Genomic DNA, 25,459 nt, shown 5'->3' with positions numbered 1-25,459 from the left:
CCCAGCCGTTCCCGCCGTCAGGCTCAAGGTCCCCTGCTGTGGGGCCCGGCTCCAGCCTGAGAACCGGTCTTCCGCCTCGCCTTGAAACCTCGCTAAGAACCGCGAGTTTTCAAGGTCGTCCCGTGCTCTAAGCTGAGAAAAATCACTCAGCTAAGACCACCGACACAGCTGGGAACCTTGGCCTGCCTCTGGTCACTCACGGCGGCACCCATTTTCCCTACCAGTTAATTAGTTACTATTCATTGGCGATAGCGGCTATTTTGATGGGGTTACCAAAAAAGCCGTTCCCACTTGAAATGGCAACGACTTAGTTATTTCATTTAATTTAAGTGCGTACAACATCGTGATTCCCAAAAGGTGATTACACCTTCAAAACGATTTTACGTAAACGACATGCCATCATACGTTAACTGGCAAAACTCAGCGATACGCTGGAAGAATCTCTCCACAACTGGCTGATCAAACTCACCCCAACGAGTTACCGTAAACCGCATCCGCTTCCCCGAAATCTGATAATTCCAGTGACCGACCAACTGGCCGTTGGCAATAATTGGGGCCATCAGGATGCCGTTCACAGTCCACATTTTCGACTGCAGAGCAGGGTCGACTAACCAGCCCTTTTGCTGATAACCGGTCATCAGCGAGCTGAACCGCGGCGCTATCAGCGTGCGGTCGGCCACCTCTGCCGCTATTTCCCGTAGCTGTTGGACCGACACCACCTGCGTTAACCACAGTGTCTCGCCTGCAACCGTCACGGGCGTCAACTCAGGTTCGACCACGCGCCAGGCTGGCCGGGCCTTGCCAATCTTAACGCCCGACCATTTGACAAAGTCCGTCAACGTCGCGGGACCGAATCCCGTGAGGTAGCGGCGAATCAGGTCTTGGGTCGCTAGTTGCTGGTCCGTCCGGGTAAAGTCCGGTCGAAACAGGTGAAACTGACTCTGCCCCGGCTGCCCCTGCATCACGGCTCGCCCTTGTGCCTCCAACACCTGGAGCACCGCGTAGTCAAAGTTTCGTGAACGTTTCAGGCCGGGGACCAACTCGGCCACACAGGCTAAGTAATCCGCCTTGGATAGCTCCTGGTGCTGCAGGACCGCCGCAATCTCATCGGCTACGGCACGGACCTGCTCGGACTGCCCTTCAAAATAAGCTTTCGGGAGCCGCTCCGTTTGCCGGGCGTTGATCATCAACTGCCAGTCCGCCGTGGTATAGAGGTGCAGCGTCCACCGTTGCCCCCAGGAGCGAACCAGTTGCCGCGTTTGATACAACGCCGTCAACTCGGCCATACTAGCCCGCGTTTGGAGCGCGACAGTCAGTTCGGCGACTCGCTGATTCTGGGCCTGAATCCCAATCACTTGGGTAAACGGCTGTAAAATTGGCGCGTCAGTCGTCAAGAGGCCCTGCTGAAATAACCGATAAGCCAAAAGCTCTGCTGGCGTCATGCGCATGCTCCCTTCGCGTATCCCCTACTTGGCTGAGTCGGCGGCCCAATCGAATTCCAAACTTGGGTCAGCGTTCAACGTCGCGTCAGCGAAGACGCCGTGACGGTAGGCCACGTTAGCAAAGGCACCAATCATGGCCGCATTGTCCCCACACAATTTCAGAGGGGCTTTGACCAAGTGCGTCGTTGGGTTGCTGGCTAAGTCACTGGCTAAACGGTCCCGCAGGCCATGATTAGCCGCCACCCCACCGGCCAAAATCAGCTGGTGAACGGGGTAATCGGCTAGGGCACGCTGCGTCTTTTCAGCCAAGACGTCGACAACGGCCTGTTGGAAACTAGCCGCTAAGTCTTGCTTGCTAAGCGTTTCGCCAATCTGGTCGGCGTGGTGGGTCGTGTTGATGAAGGCACTCTTCAACCCGCTAAAGCTAAAGTCAAAGTTGTCGTCCTTCTCCATGGCGCGGGGAAAGTTAAACGTGTCGTGGCCTTGGTGCGCCCATTCGTCCACAGTCTTCCCGGCAGGATAGTTGACGCCCATTACCCGGCCGACCTTATCGTAAGCTTCACCAGCGGCGTCGTCACGCGTTTCACCGATGATTTCAAATTCATTTTCAGCTGGCATGTAGACCAGTTCCGTGTGACCACCGGAAACCAGTAAGGCCATCGCGGGGAACTCGATTGGTTCCACGTAACGGGCCGCATAGATGTGACCGGCCATGTGGTTGACGGGAATCAGCGGTAAGTTGTGGGCAAAGGCCACCGTCTTGGCCGCCGTGACCCCAATCAACAGGGCACCGACCAAGCCGGGACCGTACGTGACCGCCACGGCATCCAGGTCGTCATACCCGACCTCAGCCTCAGTCAGCGCATCCTTGATGCACAGCGTGACCTCTTCAATATGGTGCCGGCTCGCAACCTCGGGCACCACGCCACCAAAGCGTTGGTGACTCTTGATCTGCGTTGCCACAATGTTTGACAGAATCTTGTGGCCATCTTCAATGACCGCCACACTCGTTTCGTCACAACTTGATTCGAACGCCAAAATTAAATTTCGCTTATCCGTTGGACCCACTCCCTTTTCTGTTATCAATCTGATTTATCGTGATCTTATTTACTACGCCAATTAAAAAGACGAGTGGCCAAACGCCTACTCGTCTGCGTCTGCAACGGTGTCATCGTTTAAATACAATTTCATATCCGCTGCGTCTTCGTGGTCGCCTAAATAGTAGCCCCGCTTAATGCCGGTCTGTTCAAAGTCCAAGTCCCGGTAGAGCCGTTGGGCATTGGTGTTAGAGACGCGGACCTCTAAGCTGACAGACTTGTAATTCAACTTGCGCGCCTTTTTGATCATGATGGCCAATAAAAACCGCCCGAGTCCCCGGTTCTGGTACGCCGGTAGGACAGCAATATTGGTAATATGGGCGTCCCGAGTCCGTTCGTCAAAGGTACAGCCGATGAAGGCCAACAGCTTATCTTCCTTACGAATAACCAGGTAGAGCCGATCCTTTTCGCGGCGCAGCTCGTTGGCAAAGGCCGTGGAATCCCATGGTGCCTTGCCAGCATAGACAGCCCTTTCAATTTCAATCATTTCAGGAATGTCCGTGAAGAGGGCTTTGGCCACAAAATACGTGACCTCCCGGATGTCTACCCGGTGGTTCTTAACGTCCATGGCCTCCTCACGCACCTGTTCGCGCCGGCTGCCAAATACATTTTTATACCAGACTTTAAATTTTTTCAACATATGAGTCGTTATCCTTTTTATTATTCGGGTTCTTCGCTTGCCATTCCGCTTCTGCTTGTGTCAAACGTAAATAGTTCGGCACAAACCGGTCGACATCCGTGACGGGCGTCATCTCTTGACCCAGTAAACCAATGGTGGCAACTTGGGGCAGGTTCAGCCAAGGACTGATCTTTGGCGTCGCCGCTGACACGGTCGTGTTAATTAGGTCAGCAAAGTGACTGGCATCTCCCAGGAACCAAACGGGTTCAGCGTACTCCGTCACAGCCTCTAAGAAGTGCGTGATGTTTGTGTGGGCATCCGCAATGACGGCCGTTGGCACGCCATCTTTGATCCGGTACAACCCCGCAAAGACGTTTTGATTCCGGGCGTCAAACAAAGGCGCCACCAGAGCACCTTCCACTGGCACGTTAGCTGCGAGCGTTGCCAGACTGGAAACGGCCACCAGCTCAATGTCTAGCGTCGAGGCGAGTGTCTTGGCAGTCGTCACGGCAATCCGGATGCCCGTGTAGGAACCGGGTCCTGCGGCAACGACGACCCGGTCAAGGTCCGTCGGCTTGAGATCCGCCATCTCCAGAAGTCGTTCAATTTCTGGTAAAAGGTACTCCGCGTGTTTTTGATGAACGGTGACCGTGATGGCAGCTAACACCATGCTGTCATCTAACACGGCGACGCTCAAAGGTCGATTCGATGTATCAATTGCTAAAATCTTCATAATTACTTGCGTTCCCCTTTACTGGACTTCACCAAGCCGGTGAGTTGCCGGGAAGTGAAAAGCGGTGGCCGAACTCGCCCACCGCTAACCATCTGTCTCGGTTGTTGCGCCCGTTTACTGTCTTTATCAGTTTATTATACTACCACAAACGGACGGACGCGACACCTTCTCTGCTTGAATTTTCTTAAAAAAGACTACCGTGCTTGCCACTGAATCGTTGCCTTGGCAGCTAACACGTCGCCGCTGTAGATGGCATGTTGACTAACCAACGCGTCATCCGGCTGTACGTAATCGCTGGTGACTTGCCGGCCGTACGTGACTTCGTTTTCATAACGAATTCGAATATCCGTGGGCTGATGCTGGCGTAAAAAGTCTGCCGGCAGCGCGTCCAGCATCCACTCAAAGTAGTGGGCGTTGTTGACGTGGCCGTTCTCATCAATATCAAAGTAACGGACCGTGTAGGGCTTATCCGCCAACGTGGTTTCCGCAGGTAAGCGGTCTGGCCGGGGTAACCGCGGCAAGCGCACGCTCGGTTCACTCTCGTAAGGCGTCATGACCTCGGCAGGAATCGCCGCAATTTTGCGGGTCGCGTAACTCATGGTCACCCAGATGCCCTCGGCATAGGCCAACTGATTTCCTTCGGCGTCGAGTAGCCAGTATTCACGGTAGGCAAAGTACTTGTTAAACGACGTTGCTCGAGTCTTCAGCGTGACTTGATCGCCAATCGCTGGCAACTGGGTCACTTGGATGTGATACTGGGTCACGACCCAGCCAACGCCGTGGGACTGCACAAATTCCGTGGTCAATCCTAAAGCGGCGTTCTGATTTTCAGAGACCAGCACGAAGAGGTCGATCAGCATGGCCAGGGTTAAATGGCCGGTATCGTCTGCTTCATAGTAAACGACACGATGGGGTTCGGTAAATTCATTTGCGGCCACCTAGGTCACTCCTTGTCTAAATGATGATAGGTATTATAGATTGCTTGTTTCTTCACGCCACGCAGGTTGGCGACCTCTTTGATTGCAGCGTTGGGCTTTTCCCCCGCTGCAATCAACCGGTCGACCTGGACTTCAACGGGTTCACTCAAATCGACCGCCGTCGTTGCCGTCGTGGTGGGTGCGGGGTTGCCGCCAACCAACACCACGAATTCTCCTCGGACCGTGTCCGTAGCGGCCCATTCAGCCAATTCGGCTAAGGACCCGCGGAGAAATTCTTCGTAACGCTTGGTGAGTTCCCGACAAAGCACGGCGGGCCGGTCATCCCCAAAACCCGTTGCCAGATTCTGCAGGGTCTTTTTCAACCGGTGCGGCGCTTCATAGAAAATCAAGGTTTCTGGGCGTTGCGCCAAGCCCTCGATTTCAGACCGTTGATCCTTAGGCTTGCGGTCCAAGAAGCCGTAGAAATAAAACGGCTGGGGCAGTAAACCAGAGGCAATCAACGCGGTTAACCCAGCATTGGCCCCAGGTAACGGGACCACGGGAATTTGCGCCGCGATGCAGGCATTGACCAGCTCATGGCCGGGATCCGAAATGGATGGCATCCCCGCGTCACTGACCTGGGCAATGTCTTGTCCCTGCTGGAGTTTGGCGACCAACTGGGGAATCCGTTCCTGCGTGTTGTGTTCGTGAAAACTGATTTGTTTCGTGGTAATTTCAAAATGATTTAATAATTTCTGGGTGTTACGGGTATCCTCGGCGGCAATTAAATCGGCGGCCTTCAGGGTCTTAACCGCCCGAAGGGTCATGTCGTCCAGGTTCCCAATGGGCGTTGGCACCAGGTATAAATGTCCCTGGGCATCGTCCTTAAAACTCCGTGTTCGTTCCATCATGTGGCCTCCTACTGATCGCGGTAAATAACTTCCAGGCAAAAGGCACATTCCTCATCCTGCTTGCGCCGGGTTCCGTAGAATTCCCGGCAAACGTGAAAGCCTTCCTCGTAAAGTTTCTCCAGAATCTGTCGCGACTTGGAGAGCCCTTGGGGTGTTTCAGGATCCTCGGGCAATGTCTTCTGTAGCTCCCGCACCAAGTCCCGCAAGTGCTGATTCTCAATTTCCAATTCGGCATTTTGCTCAAACACCTGCGTCATCTGCGTTTGTAAGTCAGAGAATTGGGCGAGCATCTGCTGCAACTGACCCTCAAGACTCTTGAATTGATCATAAACTTCTTCTTTATCCAAAGCTGCCACCCCTCCAATGCTGACTAGTCTTAGCGCATTTGCGCCAGAATCTGTAACGTTAAGGCTTCTAAGATTGCTTGAAAATTCATGTTCCCGGCCAACTGTCCGCGCGTGGCGAGCGTCAGCGTCATGATGGCCACCAGCTGGTCGATGGATAGGCGTTGACCCACCTCACGACTCGCCTGCGCCACCTGCGGATAGGCCAGGTCATCTGGACCGACCGTCCCCGACTGTTGGCGTAAGGCATCGTGCCAGGCCTGCACGACCATGTCTAAAATGATCCCCTGCCGATCGCGGTTACTGCCCAATGGGACCAGGTCCGTTTGCACGCGGACAAAGGCCCGCTCATCATTGGCACAGCAAGCGGCTAACCATTGGCCCACCGCCGCTTGGGCATCCTTTAACCAGTCATCCGCCGTCAATTCCAAAGCGGCACTGACGCTTTCAGTTAAGGTGGTCAATAAGTAGCGTTGACTCGGAACGACGCCGGCCGTGGCTAGAGCATCCGTCAAGGCTCGTGGCGATACCCGGAGAAAATCAACGACCTGGGTCCGCGACAAAATCGTGGGTAAAATCAGGTTTTTATTGGCCGTCAACAATAACGCCACCGTGTTGCCCACGGGTTCCTCAATAAACTTTAACAGGCTATTGGCGGCCCCAGTCGTCATCCGGTCGACCTGGTCGACGATGAAGATCTTTTGATTGCCCTCCACCGCGCTCTTGGTGAACTCCGCCTTTAAGTAACGGACTTGGTCGACCTTGATACGCTGGCCGTCCGGAACCACGCTGACTACATCAGGATGGTCCCCCGCCATGATGCGCCGGCACTCGGCACACGTCCCACAGGGCATGCCCTCAGCCGTGACGTTTTGGCAAAATAACCGCATGGCCACGGTCCGCGCAACCTCTTGTCGGCCGGTCCCGTCCGCACCATTAAAGAGGTAGGCGTGCGCCAGATGATTGGTTTGAATCAGTTGCATAAAGTGGGTCACGAGTTGCGGCTGAAGCCGTTGGGCCGTGGCGACCACGGATTCTTCGGTCATATTTTCCTCCTAAAAACGGTGGAACTGCTCAACGGGCATCACGAATACCGTGGCCCCGCCGACTTGCACTTCGACCGGGTAGGCGGAAGTACTGTCGAGTTGGGCATCCAGGTTAACGGGTGGCGTCATGAACTGTTGACGCGTGTGACTGGCCTCTTTGATCATATCCAGCACCTCATCGACGCGCTCGTCTTCCAACCCAATCATAAACGTCGTGTTCCCAGACTTTAAGAAACCACCGGTCGTGGATAACCGGGTCGCGCGAATATCGTGATCGATAAATTCATTACTGAGACGGTTTGCATCCTTATCTTGGACAATGGCGATTAATAATTTCATAACTGGTTTCCTCCCTCAATGCCGGTGCTAAAAGTAAGCTTGGGCCGTGTGCTTGATGAGTGCCAACGCCTGTTCCACCACAACTTCAGGGGCCTGCGTGGCATCGATCAGTTTGATTCGTTCCGGGTGCGCAGCTTGTAAGCGCAAATAAGCAGCCCGGACCCGGTCGTGAAAGGCCGCCTGCTCAACGTCTAGCCGGTCGACCTTCTTGGGGTCCCGGTGCGCTTGAATTCGGTGTAACCCCACTTCAGCCGGGACATCGAAATACACGGTCAATTCGGGCAACAGCCCGTCCGTGGCAAATTCATTCATTTGGGCAACGGCGGCTTCCCCGATTTCACGGCCAGCGCCTTGATAGGCAACGGAGCTGTCCACGTAACGGTCACACAGCACCAATTTATCATCGGCTAGCGCGGGTAAAATGGTCTCCGCTAAGTGTTGCCGCCGAGCCGCTGCGTACAATAAGGCTTCCGTGCGGTAATCCATCGCCGTGTTGGCGCGGTCTAAAATGATGGCCCGAATACTTTCAGAAATCGGGTTGCCCCCGGGTTCTCGCGTAATCGTGAGTCGGTCACCCAACACAGGCGCAATTTGTGCGGTAATGGCCTGCAGCGCGCTAGTCTTCCCGGCGCCGTCGGGTCCTTCAAAACTAATAAACGTTCCTGACAACATACTCGACCCCATTTTTGTTTGATAGTTATATTGTACTTGAATTCAGAATTGATGTCTATTTGCATCGCTAGCTTTCGCCTGTTTCTTACCAAAAGTTCACGACTTGGCGTTGGTGAAAATGGTTTCTCGCTGGTCGTTCCCGCCGGCGGGCTCAAACCGCCCTGCTGTGGGGAACGGCTCCAGCCTGAGAAGCGGTCTTCCGCCTCGCCTTGAAACCTCGCTGCGAGTCGCGAGTTTCCAAGGTCGTCCCGTGCTCTAGACTGAGAAGTTCACTCAGCCAAGACCACCGACACAGCTGGTCAGTTTGGCCCGCCTCTGGTCACTGACATTGCGTGGACCTTTTCACCAACTCCGTCATTCGTGTTCACGCACTATGCTTGTCTGACTGACATAATAATTTTTCTATACTATAGGCACCGTAACTAGCGAACGCAAAACCAATTCAACCAACTATCCTAACGTTACTTAAATTTTTTCAACTTCACTCCCTTCAATTCTACACGCTCCGTCAACACGAGCGCGTAAAAAAAGACGAAAGCCACAACGCCTTCGTCTTCTCCTCACTACTTATTAAACTAATCGCGGAACACTGCGGCAGAGATATGCTTTCCTCTGACGTGGCGGCGACGGGCTTCGCGGTACAAGAAGAGGTACGTCTGCCGGGCCAGTGCGGTGTTGGCCGTCATTTGATTGTCGGCGTCCGCAATGGCCTCTTCCGTTTGCTTGGCGTGGTCCCAGCGGTCCTTGGCGTCGTCGATGCTCAACAGGAGTTGTTCATCGTACGCGGCCTTTAACCGTGGGAGTTGCCGTTTCTTTCGTCCAAACATGTGGCAACCCTCCTCTACATTTCCGTTCGGCCTTCAACCGCCTTGAACAGCGTCATTTCATCCGCGTATTCGATATCACTCCCGACGGACAGGCCGTGGGCTAACCGCGTCACCTTGATGCCCGCTGGCTTGATCAAGCGAGACAGGTACATGGCCGTGGCTTCACCCTCTGGCGTGGCGTTGGTCGCGATGATAACTTCTTTAATGGATGGATTCTGCTGCAACCGATTGATGAGGCTGGCAATGTTCAGGTCTTCCGGCCCCTTGCCTTCGATTGGCGACATGACCCCTTGCAAAACGTGATACAGGCCATGATATTCCTTCATCTTTTCCATCACCATGATGTCCTTGGCCTGTTCAACCACTAAGACGTGCGATTGATCCCGCGTCTTGTCGGTACAGATGACACACGGATCACTCTCGGTAATGTTCCCACAGATGGAACAGAAGTGCAGGTTTTTTTTGGCTGAAATTAACGCCTTGGAAAACGCCGTGACGTCATCTTCTTGCATATCAATCGTGAAGAAGGCCAGCCGCGTCGCTGACTTTTGCCCAATACCGGGCAGCTTCATGTAGCTGTCGATCAGTTGGGCAATCGGTTCTGGATACTGCATGGTCACAACGTCCTTTCTAAATTACATCCCGGGAATGTTCATGCCTTGCGTGTATTTACCCAGAGATTGTTTCGTTGCTGCATCAACTTGGCCCAGGGCGTCGTTAACGGCGGCCAGGACTAAGTCGGCCAACATATCAGGGTCATCGGGATCGATGGCTTCTGGCTTGATGGTCAGGTCGGTCATCTTCCGTTCACCGGTAAAGGTGGCTTGAACCATGCTATCTGGTGAAACGCCGGTAAAGCTTTGGGCGTTCAAGTTGTTTTGGTCCTCTTCCATCTTCTTTTGCATTTGGCGCATTTGTTTCATCATGTTCCCCATATTTCCCATGTTCCGCATCATTAATCATCCTTTCAAGATTTTAATCATTTTTAACATCAACAACATCTTTACCAAACAGCTCTTCCGCCTTGGTGACAACGGGATTAGGTGCTGGCTTAGTTGGTTCCGGTGACTCAGCGTTATTCTGCAACTCCTCACGATGGTCTGTCAAATAATTCTTTCGAATCGTTGGCCACTCATCCTTCGGCACGAAGACAACCGGCAAGGCCGTCCCAATCATGCGATCCAACCCATTTTCTAGGGCGTCGGTCAACTCGTGATCGGTCGTCGCCCGCTGGTACAGAAAGGAATAATCAAAGGCCACAATGACCCCGGAATCCGCTGCCGCTACCGGTTGAGACACCTTCATCACGGCTCGTTGGGTAATGGATAACGTATCCAGCAGGTCGGGCCAAACTTCTTGAAGTTGGTTCAACTTCTCCCGCGTGGCCGACCCCAGAACGGGATAGATCTTCGCGAGGTTGACCTCTTTAACCGGGGCCGCCTTCGTCGTTCGTGGCTTGGCCGCTGCGGGTTTTGCCGCAACCGGAGCTTGTTCCAACTGCTTGACCGTGTTACGTAGCTGGTCGACCTCGTGTTGCAGGGATGTCAGCTCAGTTGAACTAGCGGCTGCCTGTGGCGCAGCGGATGCTGCCGCTGTGGGTGCTGCCGGTTGGGCCGCCCCCACCTGCCGGCCGATTTCGGCCAGTTTGATGGTCAAAATTTCTAGGTAAACGTCGGGATGGGTCGTAAACCGCATCTGTTGTTGAATGGCGTTTAACTCGTTGATCATGGCGTACATGGTCTGCGCCGGCGTTTGCTTGGCTAAGGCTTGGAAATCGTCGCTCACGCTGCCCATCTCGGCCTCTTCAACTAGCTGAGGTGCTTGTTGATAGAGCAACAGGTCGCGGGCATAGCTGATGACGTCCTCGGTGAACCGCTCGGCATCCTTGCCCGCTTCCAAAACGGATTGGAGCGTAGCTAAGGCCGCCTTGGTATCGCCGGCTAGGACCTGTTGCACGTAGGTCGCTAACAGTTCGTGGGTCACACTCCCCGTCACCAACAGCGCGTTATCCAGGGTGATTTCATTATCCCCAAAGGACAGCGCCTGGTCGAGAATGCTCAGGGCATCCCGCATACCACCTTCGGCCGCCTTGGCAATCACCTTAACGGCTTGTTCATCGTAAGTGACACCCTTTTGGTCCAAGATATAAGTCATGCGCGCATAACTATCATTGGCCGCAATTCGTTTGAAATCAAATCGTTGGGTCCGCGAAATAATCGTGGCCGGAATTTTGTGGGGTTCCGTGGTGGCTAAAATGAAAATCACGTTAGCCGGTGGCTCTTCCAAGGTCTTTAACAGTGCGTTGAACGCCCCCGTCGATAACATATGAACTTCATCAATAATGTAGACTTTGTAATCAGCTACGGTCGGCGCGTACTTCACCTTATCCCGGATATCCCGAATTTCTTCGACCCCGTTGTTTGAAGCCGCATCGATTTCAATCACATCGTTGAGCGTCCCCTCAGTGATGGCCTTGCAGGTCTCACATTCATTGCAGGGTTCGCCGTCCGTTTGATGGTGACAGTTGATGGCCTTCGCAAAGATTTTAGCCGCCGAGGTCTTCCCGGTTCCCCGCGGACCAGCAAAGAGGTACGCGTGACTGATTTGGTTGGTCGTAATGGCGTTTTTCAAGGTGCGGGTAATGACTTCTTGCCCAATCATATCCTCGAATCGCTGGGGCCGCCAGACCCGGTAAAGTGCTTGATAAGCCATGCAATCTGTTCCTTTCTTGAAAATAGTTATCTGGTTAAATGGTCGTTGGTTTTGCCTCTGGGCCGGTGAAAATGGGCCGTGACGCTGTCAGTACCGTTCCCGGCGGCAGATTCAAGGTGCCCTGCTGTGGGGAACGCTTCCAGCCTGAGGGGCGGTCTTCCAGCTCGGCTTGAAACCTCGCTGAGAATCGCGAGTTTCCAAGGCCGTCCCGTGCTCTAGGCCGGGATAAAACTCCGGCCAAGACCACCGACACAGCTGGTCTCCTTGATCTGCCTCTGGTCACTCACACTGACCTAGTCAGCTCATTTTCACCAGCCCTACGGCGACCGCTGACTTACCCCGCCAATTATTTTTCGGCGGTATTTTCGTCAACTTTAAAACTATATTAAGACTCATCGACCTACTTATTTCACCAATGGTCGGCCGAAACATTTCTTACACTTGTAACGCAAACGTTCTTTTAATTTTACGCATTTTGCTTAAATTCACTGATTAACATTATAGCCTTTTTGACCGGGTCCTGTCACGACTCAAGTCGGAGATTTACCGGAACTTAATTGGGAACTTAATTAGCTAAATTTGGACACGAAAAAACTCCCAGTCCACGGACTAGGAGTTGGAATTATCACATAAACTTGAAGCACAAAGCGAAACGAACTTAGTGCTGCTTCCTTCCGGACCTGACACGATTCGTAAGCCCACCCTTGCTCCAAGGCCTTTACGGCAAATACTAGTGTATCATGATTTATTCTTGCTGTCTAGCGTCTTGTTAGCTTCTGCGCGTTTGGCCGCTTGTCGCGCCTTCTTCGCCGCCTTCTGCCGCTTGCGCGCCGCCTGGAAAAAACTGACCATTCGCTCACCAGCATCCTTGGCCAGTAAGCCTTCATGGACCTTCACGGTGTGATTCAACCGCGTGTCCGTCAGCGTTTCGTAAAGACTATCGACCGCGCCCGCCTTCGGATCACGCGCACCATAAAAGACTTCGGGAATCCGTGAGTTAATAATCGCGCCGCTACACATCAGGCACGGTTCAATCGTCACGTACAGCTGGCACTCCTCTAGCCGCCAACTCTTTAAGGTCCCACAAGCCTCTTCGATGGCCCGCACCTCAGCGTGCATCGTAGCATCGTTGCCGTGCTCGCGGAGGTTGTGCCCCCGCCCCACGATGTGATCATCATGCACAATGACGGCCCCAATGGGCACCTCACCAATGATGGCGGCCTGATCCGCTTCAAAGAGGGCCTCTTCCATATAGTGACGTTGTAATCCGGTATAACTCTGGTCGCGCACGGGGACCCCTCCTTTCAGCTAATCGGCTGTCAGTGTGCTCTCTAAAATATAGTAGCCTTTATCCTTCTTAATGTTTGTACAGTTGCCAAACGTTTCTTTCATGGTCTTCTCGGCCGACGGTGCACCCTGCTTCTTTTGTAAGACCACGGTCAACGTCCCGCCTAGGAGCAAATGATCCTTAGCCCCCGTCAACATGGCCGTGACCACCTGCTTACCGGCACGAACGGGCGGATTCGTAATGATAGCCGCGTAACGCTCCGTGACGTGGGTATACACGTCTGAGGTCTTGATCTCTACGTTTTCAATTTGATTGGCGACGGCATTTTGCCGGGCCAAATCCAAAGCCAATTCATTCACATCGACCATGGTGACCTGGCGATCAGGCCACTTCTTCGCCAGTGCCAGGCCGATTGGGCCGTAACCCGTGCCAAGATCCAACCAAGGACCAGCCGGTGTCTTATCGGCGTTAAACGCATTCAGCAACGCCCGTGAGCCGTAGTCCACCCGGTTTTTAGAAAAAACACCGTTGTCGGTGGTAAACAACAATTCGTTGCCTAAGAGGGTAAACGGCCAATGATGTTCCTCGTGTAAAACGTCTGGATTTTGTGTATAATAGTGATTAGTCAATTTCTCCGCCACCTTTACTGACTATTTTACCGTAGTTAGTCGTTGGTGGCTAATAAAAAAAGTTTATCAGTTCAGATACTATATTTGGTAGTTATTGTATGTTTCAACTACCAAATATAGTGTCTTTTTTGATTGTAATTTTCTATATCTGGTGTACACTGAACACATTGATAATGAATTTTACGAGGAAGTGTCGACCATGAAAGTAACAGTCTATTCAAAGAACAATTGTATGCAGTGCAAGATGACAAAGCGTTTTCTGAGCGAACATAACGTGGATTTTGAAGAACGGAATATTAACCAAAACCCCGAATATGTGACGTACCTCAAGGAGAAGGGTTTCCAAGCCGTTCCCGTTGTTGAAGCACCGGGCATGCCAGCCTTCTATGGCTTCCGTCCAGACCAATTAACGCAAATCGCGGGCTAAGCCTTTTTTAGTTCGGCACAAACCCGTCTTGGCGACGTCGTGTTTGTTCACGGTGCCGCCATTTTTGTTTGAATTTTACGCAAATTAAGAGAAGGAAGAGTTGATCAGTATGCCTTTAAAAGACTTAACCGACGTGACGTATTACGACTTAAATAACGAAATCAACATCCCCGTCGACGGTCAGATTCCGTTGAACAAGGATCAAGAGGCCCTCCAAGCCTTTCTGAAAGAAAACGTGATTCCCAATACCAAGAAATTTGCTTCCTTACAGGAACGTTTTGATTTTCTAATTGCCAACAATTACGTTGAAAAAACCGTCATCGCCGCCTATCCCATGAGCTTTATTGAAGACCTGTACGCCTACCTGCGCGCGCAGAATTTCCATTTCAAATCTTTCATGGCCGCTTATAAGTTCTACGCCCAATACGCCTTGAAGACCGATGACAACGACTACTACTTAGAAAACTTTATCGACCGGGTCGCCATGAACGCTTTGGACTTCGCCGATGGGGACCAACAACTGGCACACGATTTAGCGGATGAAATTATTCACCAACGCTACCAACCGGCCACGCCTAGCTTCTTAAACGCCGGTCGTTCTCGCCGGGGCGAACTGGTCTCCTGCTTCCTGATCCAGTCGACCGATGACATGAATACGATTGGCCGGACCATCAACTCGGCCTTACAACTGTCCCGTATCGGTGGTGGGGTCGGCATTAGCCTCTCCAACCTGCGGGGTGCCGGTGATCCCATCAAGCACATCGAGGGCGCTGCATCCGGCGTCGTGCCCGTCATGAAATTACTCGAAGACAGTTTCTCCTACTCCAATCAACTAGGCCAACGTCAAGGCGCCGGGGTCGTTTACCTGAGCGTCTTCCATCCAGATATCGTGGCCTTCTTGAGTGCGAAGAAGGAAAACGCCGACGAAAAGATTCGTTTGAAGACGTTGTCCTTAGGCATCACCGTGCCCGATAAATTCTACGAGCTCTGTGCGGCTGACGATGACATGTACCTGTTCAGTCCCTACGACGTTGAACGCATCTACGGCAAGCCTTTCTCCTACGTGGATATCACCCAGGAATACGACAACATGGTCGCCAACCCTGACATTCATAAGAAGAAACTGAAGGCGCGGGACCTGGAAACCGATATTGGCAAGCTCCAACAGGAATCCGGTTACCCCTACATCGTGAACATCGACACGGCTAACCGCGAGAACCCGATTGACGGTCGCATCGTGATGAGTAATTTATGTTCAGAAATCATGCAAGTCCAAACACCTTCCACCGTCAACAATCGCCAAGAATACAGCCAGTTGGGCACCGATATTTCCTGCAACCTGGGCTCAACGAACATCGTCAACCTCATGGCCGCTCCTGACTTTGGCCATTCCGTCGAGACCATGGTGCGGGCCCTGACCTTTGTCACCGACCACTCCGACATCGACGTGGTGCCTTCTATTCAAAAGGGTAATCAATTGGCCCACACGATTGGTTTGGGCGCCATGGGCTTACACAGCTACTTTGCCAAGAACCACATGATGTACGGTTCCAAGGACAGCATCGCCTTTACCAGCGTTTACTTCATGCTGCTGAACTATTGGACGTTGAAGGCTTCCAACCAAATCGCTAAGGAACGCCACGAAACGTTCCACAACTTTGACAAGAGTGCCTACGCCGATGGCAGTTACTTTGACCGCTACACCACGACCGACTGGCGGCCAGCCAACACGAAGGTTCAGGAACTTTTCGCCGACGTGTGGCTCCCCTCGCCCGAAGATTGGGCAGCCTTGAAGACCGCGGTCATGCAGGATGGCCTGTACCATCAAAACCGGATGGCCGTTGCGCCTAACGGGTCCATTTCCTATATCAATGACACGACTGCGAGCCTGCACCCCATCATCAACCGGATCGAAGAACGCCAGGAAAAGACGATTGGGAAGATCTACTACCCAGCGCCTTACCTCAGCAACGACACCATGCCCTATTACAAGTCCGCCTACGACACCGACATGCGCCGGGTCATTGACGTTTACGCGGCTGCCCAGAAGCACGTGGATCAAGGGATGAGCTTGACGCTATTCATGCGTTCCACGATGCCGACTGGTCTGTACGAATGGAAGAATGGCCGAACCGATAAGATGACCACGCGGGATCTGAGTATTCTGCGGAACTACGCCTATCACAAGGGCATCAAGTCCCTCTACTACGTTCGGACCTTCACCGACGACAACAACGAAGTCGGCGCCAACCAGTGTGAAAGCTGTGTCATTTAGACCGGTCCACCGACTTGTTTTGGGAACAAACAGACGCACACTAAAAGGAGTGCCCGCACATGGCAAGAACTGAAAATTACAACGCAATCAACTGGAACCAGGTCTCCGATGAGATTGACAAGGCCACCTGGGAAAAATTAACGGAACAATTCTGGTTAGACACCCGGATCCCCGTTTCCAATGACTTGGACGACTGGCGGACGTTGGATACCGACCACAAATGGGTCGTGGGCCACGTCTTCGGGGGCTTGACCCTCTTAGACACGCTGCAGTCCCAAGACGGGATGGCGGCCCTCCGCCGCGATGTCCGGACGCCCCACGAAACGGCGGTCCTGAATAACATTCAATTCATGGAATCCGTTCACGCTAAGAGTTACTCGACGATTTTTTCCACGCTGAACACGCCGGACGAAATTGATGAAATTTTCCAATGGAGTGATTCGGAAGAATTTTTACAAAACAAAACGAAGCGCATCTATGACCTGTACCACGACGATGAGCATCCCCTGAAGAAAAAGATCTCCAGTGTCTTTCTGGAAACCTTCCTGTTCTACTCTGGCTTCTTCACCCCACTCTACTACCTGGGGCACAACAAGCTGAACAACGTCGCCGAAATCATCAAATTGATTCTGCGGGACGAATCGGTTCACGGTACCTACATTGGCTACAAGTTCCAATTAGGCATGAAAGAGCTGACCGACAATGAGCAGCAACAAATGAAGGACTGGATGTACGACTTCTTGTACAAGCTGTACGCCAACGAAGAACAATACACCCACACGTTATACGACCAAATCGGCTGGTCCGACAAGGTCTTGACCTTCATCCGCTACAACGCCAACAAGGCGCTGATGAACCTTGGTCAAGATTCCCTCTTCCCTGATACGGCCGAAGATGTCGACCCCGTGGTCATGAACGGAATTTCCACGTCGACCGCCAACCATGACTTCTTCTCCCAAGTCGGTAACGGCTATCTCCTGGGAAATGTTGAAGCCATGAGCAACGACGACTACAACATTGGCGAACCCGCCGACCCAGACGATTCCCAACATTAAATTAAGCAGAAGCCGGCAACGCGCAGCCCTCAGGGGTTGGCGTTGCCGGCTTTTTTACGCTTAAATTCCAAGTAAATCATGACGATTTGACGACTTGGAAATAAATATTTCAATCGCGTAAATAACGTTTTTTATGCAAATTCACATCGGTCGCTTATGGTACACCCCCAGTTAATTTTATACCCTTATTTGGGTTGTAATCTCGGCAGATTGGCGTAAGATTCAACCTAACCCGAAAAAGAGTGCGTCAAAAAAGTCTGGCAAGCTCTCACCAGACTCCGACTCTCTACAATTAATCTTTGCCGTCATCCTTCAAAAATTTCGCCGACGCAAAGGCCGGTGCCGGATAACTGTAAAAGCCCTGATTACTTTCTTGACCCAATTTATTTTGATCAATCATCTCTGACTTGATTTTGTGGGCAACGTCGACTAACGTGCCCTTTCCCGGCGCTGTGCTGGCCGCTAACATGATGTTGTAGGCCGTCCGTAACCCAATCTCATCGAGGATACCAAAGGGGCCCATGGGCGCACCCGTGGCCACCATCCAGGCCCGGTCAATCGTCTGCGGATCAGCGACACCATGGACCCACAAGACCAGGGCCGCATCCACGAAGGGAATCAAAATCGTATTGAGAATGTAGGCGGGTTGCTCCTTGTGTAGCTGGATGACGACCATCCCAATCTGCCGGGCAAACGCCACGACCTGCTGGTACACCTCAGGCGACGTGCCCTGGTGGCCCATGGCCTCCGCCATGTTGTTTTCCCACACGTGGTTAGCAAAGTGCAGCGCCATGAACTGGGCTGGCCGCCCGGTAATGGCCGCGAATTGACTGGGCACCATGGTTGAGGAGTTCGTCGCGAAGATGGTACGGGCCGGCGCGACCTTGGCCAGTGCCGCGTAAAAGTCATTCTTAATGGCCACGACTTCGGGCACCGCCTCAATCACCAGGTCCGCGTCCTCCACCGCCGTCTCCAGGTCGGTCGCAAAGGCTAACCGGTCATTCGTGTCATGAATTACGGCTGGCGTGGCATTCATTTCCTGGGCGTAGGCCTGGTCCCAGGTAGCAATCCGCCGCTTGGCCGCCGCGATGGCCGCTGCGTTAATATCATAGATAGTCACCTGAAACCCACTATAGGCGGTTTGGTAGGCAATCTGACTGCCCAGGGTCCCACCACCAGCGACGACAATTCTTTTAAATGCCATGTTGTTCATCCTCCTTAACACCGACTCATTTTGATTACCCCTAGCTTACTCAGCAAGCCAGCCGGCGGCAATCAAAACTACAATGTTAAGGTCGAACATTAACTAAGTGACTTTATTCACCAGGATAGAACCATTTTGCGGTATAATTATTTAGACTAAAAACTTTGGGGGTAATCCTATGCCAACTGTTAAAAATGTTTGTGTCTTCTGTGGTTCCAACCACGGCTACAATCCGAATTTTCTAAAAGAAACGAATGCCCTAGGCCAATACCTGGCCGACAATCACCATCCACTGGTTTACGGTGGTGGTAAGGAAGGCCTCATGGGCGCCATTGCCACCGCAACCATGGAGGCTGGCGGTGAGGTCATCGGGATCATCCCAACCTTCCTGAGCGAGATGGGGCTGGCCAAAACGGACATCACCACGTTGCTTGAAACCAGCACCATGGACGAACGTAAGGATGAGATGATGCGTCAATCCGATGCCTTTATCGTGCTCCCCGGCGGCTTCGGGACCTTTGAAGAATTCACGACCATGCTCTCGTGGAGTCAGATCAACGTTCACCAGAAGCCCATCGCCCTCTTCAACATCGATCACTACTACGATCAACTGGTGGCCATGATGCAGAAGAGCTGTGACGAAGGCTTTGCCCCACAAGAAAACATGAACCTCTTCATCGATGCCGCCACGATTGACGACATGTTTACCGGCTTTGCCAATTTCAAACACCAATTACCATTCAAATACACGAACTAGACGAAAGACGCCACGACCCGCAAGAAACTGCCAGCCGTGGCGCCTTTTTTAATTGTGATTTTGCCAGTGGACCTCATCCGTGACCCAGCCGCTCAACCAGCGCGGCGCCAGTCGGGGCAGCGGTGTCGTCGGTTGATTGATGACTAGAACCAGTTGGAGCATGGTAAAGATCAACGATTGCCGACGACGGTAAGCCAAGTATTTCGGCTGCCAGTCCGTCACGTATTTTTCCTTATACGCCCGCAGGCCCTGGAAACTGTAGAAGTTCGAGCCGTACTCGTAGATCAGATGTGCCGCCCGTTCCTCAATGAAACTAAATTCCGAGACCCCCACGTTTGCCAGGGGCGCCATGCCCAAATTAAAGCTGGCGTAGCCCTGGTCACGACAGGTCTCAAACAGGTAGACGAAGAGGCCGTCCATAATCCCCGAGGGGGCATCTCGCCGGGCACGCATCAGGTCGATCGACGTCATCTGATGATCGCCGGTCGGCATCAGATTGGCAAAGGCCACCAAGGTGCCTTCGGCGTCAACGACCACCGCGACCGGCGCTTCATTCAGGTATTCTCGGTCAAAATAGCCCATCGAGAAGCCCTTTTCCGTTTCGTCACCCAACCAGGAATCGGAAATGGTTTTCAACGATTGATACTGGTCCTCACTCAGTGGCGGTTGCAGGAGGTCAAAGCGATACCCCTCCCGCTTAAACTTGTTGATCAATGCGCGTTCACCACGGTGGGCCTTCCCCGCCAAGGTAAAGTCCTGTAGGTGAACATGGCCCTCTTCACCCACCTTGATGAAGTCAAACCCCATTTCATGCAGGCGCAGCGTCAGCGTTTCACTAATTTCATAGAAGACCGGCCGTAAGCCCGCTTGATTGGCATCGTGCATAAAGGCTTGCAGGGCCGGCGCCAATTTATCTTGATTTCCAATGGGTTCGCCCATCACCAGCAACTTATCCGCCTTCTGCCGGTAAAGTAGGAAGAGTTGATCGACGCCCGCCTCCTGATAGAAGTACGCGCGTTTGTCCCGCAGAAAGGCCAGATGACTGACCTCGTTGCCACCAAACTGGCGAATCACCGCCCGCATTCTCGGGGCATCGTAAGGCGCCTGAAGCCACTCGGGCTTGCCGGCCGCTAGGTACCGAAAGATGCCCAATAAAATCAGTAGCGCCACCAACAGGCTCCCCAACCCGGTCAACCAGACCTGCGTAGATGGTAATAGCCACGATTCTGGCAAGAATGGCCGATGGTGATGACTCGGGAAGCTGGAGATGCCAATGATCGTGTACACCACGAAGGTGCCCACGTAGATGAGCCCATCAACCAGGAGTCCACCCCAGGAGTAGTGGAAACTCGTCCGGTACAGCTCTGGTCGTGCAAAGAGCAGGCAGGCTAAGACCAGTCCTAGCAGAATCGCTAAGCCAACCGGGAAGTTCTCCCGCCACAGCGTGTTGCCAATCGCCACGACCAACACCACGAGTGTTGGCCAGTAGGCCCGTTTGACCCGGGAGCCCACGCCGCGCGCCAGACCAATCAGTAGAAAGGCCATGACAATGTTGGTAATCTGACTCAGGAAATAAAACATGTAGGGCACTAATCGCAGGTAAAAATGATTGGCCAAAACCACGTCGGGAATGGTCGCAAATAAGAGCATCATGACCCCGGAAAAATACATAAAGGTCGTCACAAATAAGTGCGCGGCTCGCCGGAACGTGGCCACCGGTAGACCATTTAAGAATTGATTCAGTCGGTGCCCAACGTCGTGGATGAAGAAGCCCACGCCGACGCCAAACGGTAAGAGGTAATAAAAGAGCCGGTAGAGCAGCAACCACCCCGTGGCGTCTGCCCGACTGACGCCCAGAAAGCCCAGACCAATAATCATGAAGACATCAAAGGAGCCCAGTCCCCCGGGAATCATGGAAACGACCCCGGCAACCGAAGCCACCACAAACATCGGAAAGACCGCGGCCAACGGAATGGGTAACCGCAAGGCCCAACCGATCAACAGGAAGAAGAGCGCGCAGCTCCCCCACTCCAGACTGGACCCTAAGATCAGTTTGAATTCACGACGCCACGTGAGGTCCTTAAAGAACTCGCCGTCGCTGACGCGGGTGAAGATAAAAATCCCCGGGAAATAGAGCCCCCCGCCTAGTAACCAGAACCAGTATCCCCGGAATGGTTGACCCACATCAAAGCCGAACAACAAGATCAACGCGACCCAACAGGACAGCGACAGCCCCGCCAATAGGAACAAAGCAATCTTGGAGATGGCGTACACCACCTGCTTTTTCGTCGCTGATTTGGCATAAAAGTTGGCGCGGAGACTGGCCCCCAGCAAGCCCCCCATACCAGCTAAATTTGTAAACGTATTGGTGGTCCACCCGCTGCGAATCACATACCCCCGCGAAAACTTCCCCGGGAGAAATTCCACAATCGTAAAATCGTAGACCAGCATTGGTAAGACGGCTACAAAGCCCCCGACCAGTAACAGGAGAAAGGTCCCCGTATCTAGTGTCGCCAGCTCCGCGCGCAGTTGTTCCCCATTAACTTCGTGTGCCACCCGGCCGACCATTTGAATCACAAAAATCAAAATTGAAAATATAAAGAGCCCCTTGATCAGGGTCAAATGTTTCTGAATTCGCCCCCACAATCGTTTCCCCATAGTCGCTTACCTCCCCGTAGTTCTTCATTATCGCAACCAATTCGATGAAGAACAATTGTTAACCTGTACAAAGCGCTGGTTAATTTAACAACCTAACAGCTTCTCACTAATACCCAGCATAGCAAAAAAGAGCAAGCCCCGACCAGTGTTTGACCCGGGCTTACTCTAAATTTAAGTCTTTGCGGAATATTTAAGCAAACCAACTATTTCTCGCGACGACTCTGAAGCGTCATGCGTACCCAGCCAATCAGTGCCGGCAACAGGGAAATCACAATGATGCCGAGCACGACCGCTGAGAAATTGGCCTTGACCACGGGAATATTGCCGAAGAAATACCCGCCGCCACAACAAATAGCCACCCAGGCAATCGCCGCGCTCACGTTATATTTGAGGAAGCGTGAATAAGCCACCTGCGATCCGGCCGCCACAAACGGCACGAACGTCCGAATAATTGGGAGAAAGCGCCCCAGAAAAATGGCAATCGGTCCGTGGCGTTGGAAAAACTTTTCCGATTGCGCCAATCGTTCCCGATTAAGTAACCGGTCAAACCAGGAGTGCCCGCTCAGCGCCATCCCCGTTCGCCGACCCAGATAGAAGTTCAACGAATCCCCGGCAATCGCCGCCACTAAGAACAGCGGCACGAAAAGCCAAATGTGGAGTTGATACACCGGGTTAGCAGCCAAAGCGGCCGCCGCAAATAAGAGGGAATCTCCCGGTAAAAACGGCAAGATCACCGCCCCCGTCTCGATGAAGATAATCGCAAACAAGATGAGGTAGGTCGTGCCACCAAACGTACTGACGAGATTAACAAGGTGACTGTCAATGTGTAACACAAAATCGACGAGGTATCCCATGATTGTGCTCCTTTACTTTTATTTGGCATGTTTAGCCGCTGGTTGACGCCGTTTGCGCCAATACCAGCTGAGGCCAGCGAATCCCAACAGCGACGCGAGGCTGATACCCAGCCCTAAACGGCCGCCTGGCACGTGATAGGTCAACTGAATCCGGTTTTTTCCCGGTTGAATTGGCAGGCCCATTAAGCCATTAACCAGCCGCTGAGCGGTCACCCGTTTGCCATTGACCCGTGCTTGCCAGCCAGTATCATAGGGGATGCTCAGGAATAGTTCAGACTTTTGCGCGGATCCCTGAACGTGCCCCGTAAGCTTGGTCTGGAACCGACTCTCTTGGGTTCGCAGCGTTAACTTTTGTTGGCGCACGTCCTGAACCAATTTGGTAAAGTCGCTCTGCCGAAGACTCATGATCTGAGTCTTGTAGAGGGCAACGGCATAGGTGGCTGCAAAGCGACAGGTCAGCAATTGGCCCCGCTTGAAGTCCCCTAGCTTGAGTAAGACGGCCTGGCCATTACTATTCGTCGCCGGCTTAATTGACCGGCCGTTGACCTGCATCGTTGCATACTTGGTGCCACCGTTCACGGCCCAAAAGTAGACGGGGCCGGTCGCCGTGGCTCGCATGGTCAACACGTGATGTTCCGGATAAGTCGTTTTCACCCCATGGATGACCCCAACATGTTTGACATGATCACTGACGAGTTTAGCTTGCGCCAGGTACGCCTGTTTTTGCGGTCGAAGTGCCTGCATCAAGGCTTCCTGATTCCGTAACGCGTCACTACTCAGTTGCACGGCCGCCAACGCTGGTGAGACGGCAAAGCCCATCCCACTGTAACTGGCCGATGGCGTGGTCACGGACTGGCTCCCCGTCAGATGGACGGAATCCTTGACCCCGAGCAACAGTTCGCTCAGTGGGGTCAACCCCGTCGCGCCGATGCGCCGCACGTTATCACTGAAGAGGCCCAGCTTTTGCAGCGTCTGGCGCGTTTGTTCGTTTAAGGTCGAACTGTACGCCGCCACGCCATGGAAATTAAACAACAGACTATCATTGTAGTTGTTGTAATGACCCGTGTAAGCCCGGTTAATTAACGTATTGTCATTTTGAACCCGGTAGAGTTGCCCGTCCGGATCATTGACCTGTCCCATTTGTCGGTTCTCGGCCTGATAAGCCACGGCATAAGCCTGCGCATGGCCAAAGGCACTACCGCGCATGGCCAGCATAAAGTTTCCCCCGACCTCGGTGATGACCAGCAAACTAATGAGTCCTTTACGCCAAATTTTCTGCGTGGCAAAGATGACCACAGCCGCTAAGCCAATAGACAATACCGACAAGCCAACGCTCGTCCAGTGAATCGTCTGAATGTGCCGATAGTAGGTCGCCAATCTCGCAGAGTAGCCCTGCACGAGTTTCAGCATCCCTTTGATAAATAACGCGCCCACGACCACACTCAGAGCCTGTATCGCCGGCAGCCCCCACTGCCAGTACCGCTTGATTTGTCGCGGCTCCGCTTGCCAGGCAGCAAAGGCCAATTCAACCATGATAAAGCTGAGGAAGAAGACATTGCGGAACGGAAACCCAGCCGGCGCCTGCATCATGTGCCAAATTGTATTAAACGTCCGCACCCACATAGCCAGGAACAGGGCTAGCAAAAGACCCGCTGCCGACCATTTACGTTGCTTCGTGATGCGGGGATGAACAAAGTACGTGAGCACTAACACAACCACGACACTCGACACAAATACGGTTGGTGCGTGCCACAGACGCTGAGAATAGGTCGTGGCCCCCACCCCAAACTGGGAGAAGATTTCCAGGCCGAACTCTGGGACCGGTCGCCAATTGATGGCACTGGTCGCGGACTTGGCCGTCTGGAGCATCCCAATCCCGGTGGGAATCAAGATCACCGCGGCACTAAGCCCACTGAACATCGCTGTCAGGACAAATTGACTCAACCGTCCATACCAGTCGGCCGGACGGGTGATCACATCGCGTATCGCCGACCAGTTAACTAGCACGTAAACAAAGTAGAGCGCCGCAAACAAGCACGTCATGTACCCCAAGTAATAGTTGGTCACGATACTGGCCAATAGCCAGCCGAAAAACATCCCCGGCCGCTGCTCCCGTACCAAGCGGTCAATACCGCCTGCCACCAATGGCAAAATGATTAAGGAGTCCAACCACATGAAGTCAAAGTAATTCACCGCGACAAACCCACAAAAGCTGAACGCCAGCGCAAAAGTCACGGTCAGGCGTTGGGGCGTCCGGAAATGGTGCTGCAAATACCAGGTCATGGTTGCCGCGATGGTGGCAATCTTGGTCATGACAATCAGGCTAGCCGCTACCGGGACCTGTGCTGCACTGAAAAAGACCACAATCAGGTTAAACGGACTCAATAGATAATAGGCCACCGTGGGAACCACCACGCTCCCTAATGATTGCGAGAACGAATATAAATGAAAGACCTGATACTTTAAGGCGTGTTGCATGGCGGTTAATAACGGAATGTATTGGGTCCCCATATCGCTCATCAACAGACTATGCGGTCCAAATGGCACCACGCCTGCGTGCAGGAAGACCCCCGCAACGATTGCCAGTGCCAGTAGCCACGCAATCCCGGTATTTTGCCAAACTTTTTTTGCCGATAATGCTGCCATGTTGCCA

At 52.9% G+C, this 25,459-nt stretch carries 24 protein-coding genes and 1 other RNA gene; 4 read left to right on the top strand and 21 right to left on the bottom strand.

Features of this window, described 5'->3' with window-relative positions; translation table 11 throughout:
• Positions 1 to 380: 380 nt before the first annotated feature.
• The 17 genes from JUF22_RS06405 to JUF22_RS06325 all read right to left on the bottom strand — a co-directional run bounded on the left by JUF22_RS06405 (position 381) and on the right by JUF22_RS06325 (position 13,576).
• Complete coding sequence (locus JUF22_RS06405; protein WP_203644668.1) at positions 381 to 1,442, bottom strand: winged helix DNA-binding domain-containing protein; 1,062 nt, start codon at positions 1,440 to 1,442, stop codon at positions 381 to 383.
• Positions 1,443 to 1,466: 24 nt separating this feature from the next.
• Complete coding sequence (gene tsaD, locus JUF22_RS06400; RefSeq protein WP_125765724.1) at positions 1,467 to 2,510, bottom strand: tRNA (adenosine(37)-N6)-threonylcarbamoyltransferase complex transferase subunit TsaD; 1,044 nt, start codon at positions 2,508 to 2,510, stop codon at positions 1,467 to 1,469.
• 75 nt (positions 2,511 to 2,585) lie between these two features.
• Positions 2,586 to 3,179 carry a ribosomal protein S18-alanine N-acetyltransferase gene (rimI, locus tag JUF22_RS06395; RefSeq protein ID WP_203644666.1) on the bottom strand — a complete coding sequence of 198 codons (594 nt, stop codon included), beginning with the start codon at positions 3,177 to 3,179 and terminating at the stop codon, positions 2,586 to 2,588.
• Positions 3,163 to 3,891: a tRNA (adenosine(37)-N6)-threonylcarbamoyltransferase complex dimerization subunit type 1 TsaB gene (gene tsaB, locus JUF22_RS06390; protein ID WP_203644659.1), complete on the bottom strand. Its 729-nt coding sequence runs from the start codon at positions 3,889 to 3,891 to the stop codon at positions 3,163 to 3,165. The genes rimI and tsaB overlap by 17 nt, the downstream gene beginning before the upstream one ends.
• Positions 3,892 to 4,085: 194 nt before the next feature.
• The gene (locus tag JUF22_RS06385; RefSeq protein ID WP_203644652.1) at positions 4,086 to 4,829 is read right to left on the bottom strand and encodes an acyl-[acyl-carrier-protein] thioesterase; all 744 of its coding nucleotides are present in this window, start codon (positions 4,827 to 4,829) and stop codon (positions 4,086 to 4,088) included.
• A gap of 5 nt (positions 4,830 to 4,834) precedes the next feature.
• Positions 4,835 to 5,716 carry a 16S rRNA (cytidine(1402)-2'-O)-methyltransferase gene (gene rsmI / locus JUF22_RS06380; RefSeq protein WP_203644650.1) on the bottom strand — a complete coding sequence of 294 codons (882 nt, stop codon included), beginning with the start codon at positions 5,714 to 5,716 and terminating at the stop codon, positions 4,835 to 4,837.
• Positions 5,717 to 5,727: 11 nt separating this feature from the next.
• The gene (locus JUF22_RS06375) at positions 5,728 to 6,066 is read right to left on the bottom strand and encodes a DNA replication initiation control protein YabA (protein WP_125765703.1); all 339 of its coding nucleotides are present in this window, start codon (positions 6,064 to 6,066) and stop codon (positions 5,728 to 5,730) included.
• A 29-nt stretch (positions 6,067 to 6,095) separates the two neighbouring features.
• Positions 6,096 to 7,109, bottom strand: coding sequence for a DNA polymerase III subunit delta' (holB, locus tag JUF22_RS06370; protein ID WP_203644648.1), 1,014 nt, complete (start codon positions 7,107 to 7,109; stop codon positions 6,096 to 6,098).
• Positions 7,110 to 7,118: 9 nt separating this feature from the next.
• On the bottom strand, positions 7,119 to 7,448 hold the full coding sequence (darA, locus tag JUF22_RS06365) for a cyclic di-AMP receptor DarA (RefSeq protein WP_125765701.1): 330 nt from the start codon (positions 7,446 to 7,448) through the stop codon (positions 7,119 to 7,121).
• Positions 7,449 to 7,475: 27 nt separating this feature from the next.
• Positions 7,476 to 8,120 (bottom strand): dTMP kinase, encoded by a 645-nt coding sequence (tmk, locus tag JUF22_RS06360; RefSeq protein ID WP_203644646.1) that lies wholly within the window; start codon positions 8,118 to 8,120, stop codon positions 7,476 to 7,478.
• A 575-nt stretch (positions 8,121 to 8,695) separates the two neighbouring features.
• Positions 8,696 to 8,947 (bottom strand): YaaL family protein, encoded by a 252-nt coding sequence (locus tag JUF22_RS06355; RefSeq protein ID WP_125765700.1) that lies wholly within the window; start codon positions 8,945 to 8,947, stop codon positions 8,696 to 8,698.
• A 14-nt stretch (positions 8,948 to 8,961) separates the two neighbouring features.
• Positions 8,962 to 9,561, bottom strand: coding sequence for a recombination mediator RecR (recR, locus tag JUF22_RS06350; RefSeq protein ID WP_125765699.1), 600 nt, complete (start codon positions 9,559 to 9,561; stop codon positions 8,962 to 8,964).
• Positions 9,562 to 9,582: 21 nt separating this feature from the next.
• A complete protein-coding gene (locus tag JUF22_RS06345) occupies positions 9,583 to 9,903 on the bottom strand; it encodes a YbaB/EbfC family nucleoid-associated protein (RefSeq protein WP_191988081.1) in 321 nt (106 codons plus the stop codon).
• Between the two features lie 19 nt (positions 9,904 to 9,922).
• Positions 9,923 to 11,659 carry a DNA polymerase III subunit gamma/tau gene (gene dnaX / locus JUF22_RS06340; protein ID WP_203644644.1) on the bottom strand — a complete coding sequence of 579 codons (1,737 nt, stop codon included), beginning with the start codon at positions 11,657 to 11,659 and terminating at the stop codon, positions 9,923 to 9,925.
• 629 nt (positions 11,660 to 12,288) lie between these two features.
• Positions 12,289 to 12,375, bottom strand: an RNA gene (ffs, locus tag JUF22_RS06335) — signal recognition particle sRNA small type.
• 22 nt (positions 12,376 to 12,397) lie between these two features.
• Positions 12,398 to 12,910 (bottom strand): nucleoside deaminase, encoded by a 513-nt coding sequence (locus JUF22_RS06330; RefSeq protein ID WP_203644935.1) that lies wholly within the window; start codon positions 12,908 to 12,910, stop codon positions 12,398 to 12,400.
• Between the two features lie 57 nt (positions 12,911 to 12,967).
• Positions 12,968 to 13,576: a class I SAM-dependent methyltransferase gene (locus JUF22_RS06325; RefSeq protein ID WP_203644642.1), complete on the bottom strand. Its 609-nt coding sequence runs from the start codon at positions 13,574 to 13,576 to the stop codon at positions 12,968 to 12,970.
• Between the two features lie 199 nt (positions 13,577 to 13,775).
• Between JUF22_RS06325 and nrdH the strand changes: the two genes are divergently transcribed.
• The 3 genes from nrdH (at position 13,776) to nrdF (ending at position 17,333) form a co-directional block, all read left to right on the top strand.
• Positions 13,776 to 14,003: a glutaredoxin-like protein NrdH gene (gene nrdH / locus JUF22_RS06320; RefSeq protein WP_203638964.1), complete on the top strand. Its 228-nt coding sequence runs from the start codon at positions 13,776 to 13,778 to the stop codon at positions 14,001 to 14,003.
• A gap of 109 nt (positions 14,004 to 14,112) precedes the next feature.
• The gene (gene nrdE, locus JUF22_RS06315; RefSeq protein ID WP_203644640.1) at positions 14,113 to 16,278 is read left to right on the top strand and encodes a class 1b ribonucleoside-diphosphate reductase subunit alpha; all 2,166 of its coding nucleotides are present in this window, start codon (positions 14,113 to 14,115) and stop codon (positions 16,276 to 16,278) included.
• Positions 16,279 to 16,337: 59 nt separating this feature from the next.
• Complete coding sequence (gene nrdF, locus JUF22_RS06310; protein ID WP_203644631.1) at positions 16,338 to 17,333, top strand: class 1b ribonucleoside-diphosphate reductase subunit beta; 996 nt, start codon at positions 16,338 to 16,340, stop codon at positions 17,331 to 17,333.
• A 292-nt stretch (positions 17,334 to 17,625) separates the two neighbouring features.
• On the opposite strand, the gene JUF22_RS06305 is transcribed toward nrdF, so the two are convergent.
• Positions 17,626 to 18,537 (bottom strand): 3-hydroxyacyl-CoA dehydrogenase, encoded by a 912-nt coding sequence (locus JUF22_RS06305; RefSeq protein WP_203644629.1) that lies wholly within the window; start codon positions 18,535 to 18,537, stop codon positions 17,626 to 17,628.
• Between the two features lie 178 nt (positions 18,538 to 18,715).
• Between JUF22_RS06305 and JUF22_RS06300 the strand changes: the two genes are divergently transcribed.
• Positions 18,716 to 19,294 (top strand): LOG family protein, encoded by a 579-nt coding sequence (locus JUF22_RS06300; RefSeq protein ID WP_203644628.1) that lies wholly within the window; start codon positions 18,716 to 18,718, stop codon positions 19,292 to 19,294.
• Between the two features lie 48 nt (positions 19,295 to 19,342).
• Here JUF22_RS06300 and mprF read toward each other — a convergent pair whose 3' ends face one another.
• From mprF to JUF22_RS06285, 3 genes are all read right to left on the bottom strand, one after another.
• On the bottom strand, positions 19,343 to 21,952 hold the full coding sequence (gene mprF / locus JUF22_RS06295) for a bifunctional lysylphosphatidylglycerol flippase/synthetase MprF (protein ID WP_203644627.1): 2,610 nt from the start codon (positions 21,950 to 21,952) through the stop codon (positions 19,343 to 19,345).
• 203 nt (positions 21,953 to 22,155) lie between these two features.
• Entirely contained in the window at positions 22,156 to 22,806 is a 651-nt protein-coding gene (locus JUF22_RS06290; protein ID WP_203644626.1) for a VTT domain-containing protein, read from the bottom strand.
• Between the two features lie 18 nt (positions 22,807 to 22,824).
• Entirely contained in the window at positions 22,825 to 25,452 is a 2,628-nt protein-coding gene (locus tag JUF22_RS06285) for a YfhO family protein (protein WP_203644625.1), read from the bottom strand.
• Between the last annotated feature and the right edge of the window lie 7 nt (positions 25,453 to 25,459).

Source organism: Levilactobacillus lanxiensis, from assembly GCF_016861655.1.
GTDB lineage: Bacteria > Bacillota > Bacilli > Lactobacillales > Lactobacillaceae > Levilactobacillus > Levilactobacillus lanxiensis.
This window is presented reverse-complemented; position numbering and strand designations above follow the sequence as displayed.

Coding starts and splice junctions, on each gene's coding strand:
- tmk (WP_203644646.1), bottom strand. CDS start 8,120: ATGTTGTCAGGAACGTTTATTAGTTTTGAAGGACCCGACGGCGCCGGG.
- JUF22_RS06405 (WP_203644668.1), bottom strand. CDS start 1,442: ATGACGCCAGCAGAGCTTTTGGCTTATCGGTTATTTCAGCAGGGCCTC.
- JUF22_RS06355 (WP_125765700.1), bottom strand. CDS start 8,947: ATGTTTGGACGAAAGAAACGGCAACTCCCACGGTTAAAGGCCGCGTAC.
- JUF22_RS06290 (WP_203644626.1), bottom strand. CDS start 22,806: ATGGGATACCTCGTCGATTTTGTGTTACACATTGACAGTCACCTTGTT.
- JUF22_RS06330 (WP_203644935.1), bottom strand. CDS start 12,910: ATGGAAGAGGCCCTCTTTGAAGCGGATCAGGCCGCCATCATTGGTGAG.
- JUF22_RS06305 (WP_203644629.1), bottom strand. CDS start 18,537: ATGGCATTTAAAAGAATTGTCGTCGCTGGTGGTGGGACCCTGGGCAGT.
- holB (WP_203644648.1), bottom strand. CDS start 7,109: ATGACCGAAGAATCCGTGGTCGCCACGGCCCAACGGCTTCAGCCGCAA.
- rimI (WP_203644666.1), bottom strand. CDS start 3,179: ATGTTGAAAAAATTTAAAGTCTGGTATAAAAATGTATTTGGCAGCCGG.
- JUF22_RS06345 (WP_191988081.1), bottom strand. CDS start 9,903: ATGATGCGGAACATGGGAAATATGGGGAACATGATGAAACAAATGCGC.
- JUF22_RS06300 (WP_203644628.1), top strand. CDS start 18,716: ATGCCAACTGTTAAAAATGTTTGTGTCTTCTGTGGTTCCAACCACGGC.
- JUF22_RS06285 (WP_203644625.1), bottom strand. CDS start 25,452: ATGGCAGCATTATCGGCAAAAAAAGTTTGGCAAAATACCGGGATTGCG.
- darA (WP_125765701.1), bottom strand. CDS start 7,448: ATGAAATTATTAATCGCCATTGTCCAAGATAAGGATGCAAACCGTCTC.
- nrdH (WP_203638964.1), top strand. CDS start 13,776: ATGAAAGTAACAGTCTATTCAAAGAACAATTGTATGCAGTGCAAGATG.
- nrdF (WP_203644631.1), top strand. CDS start 16,338: ATGGCAAGAACTGAAAATTACAACGCAATCAACTGGAACCAGGTCTCC.
- nrdE (WP_203644640.1), top strand. CDS start 14,113: ATGCCTTTAAAAGACTTAACCGACGTGACGTATTACGACTTAAATAAC.
- recR (WP_125765699.1), bottom strand. CDS start 9,561: ATGCAGTATCCAGAACCGATTGCCCAACTGATCGACAGCTACATGAAG.
- rsmI (WP_203644650.1), bottom strand. CDS start 5,716: ATGGAACGAACACGGAGTTTTAAGGACGATGCCCAGGGACATTTATAC.
- dnaX (WP_203644644.1), bottom strand. CDS start 11,659: ATGGCTTATCAAGCACTTTACCGGGTCTGGCGGCCCCAGCGATTCGAG.
- mprF (WP_203644627.1), bottom strand. CDS start 21,952: ATGGGGAAACGATTGTGGGGGCGAATTCAGAAACATTTGACCCTGATC.
- tsaB (WP_203644659.1), bottom strand. CDS start 3,891: ATGAAGATTTTAGCAATTGATACATCGAATCGACCTTTGAGCGTCGCC.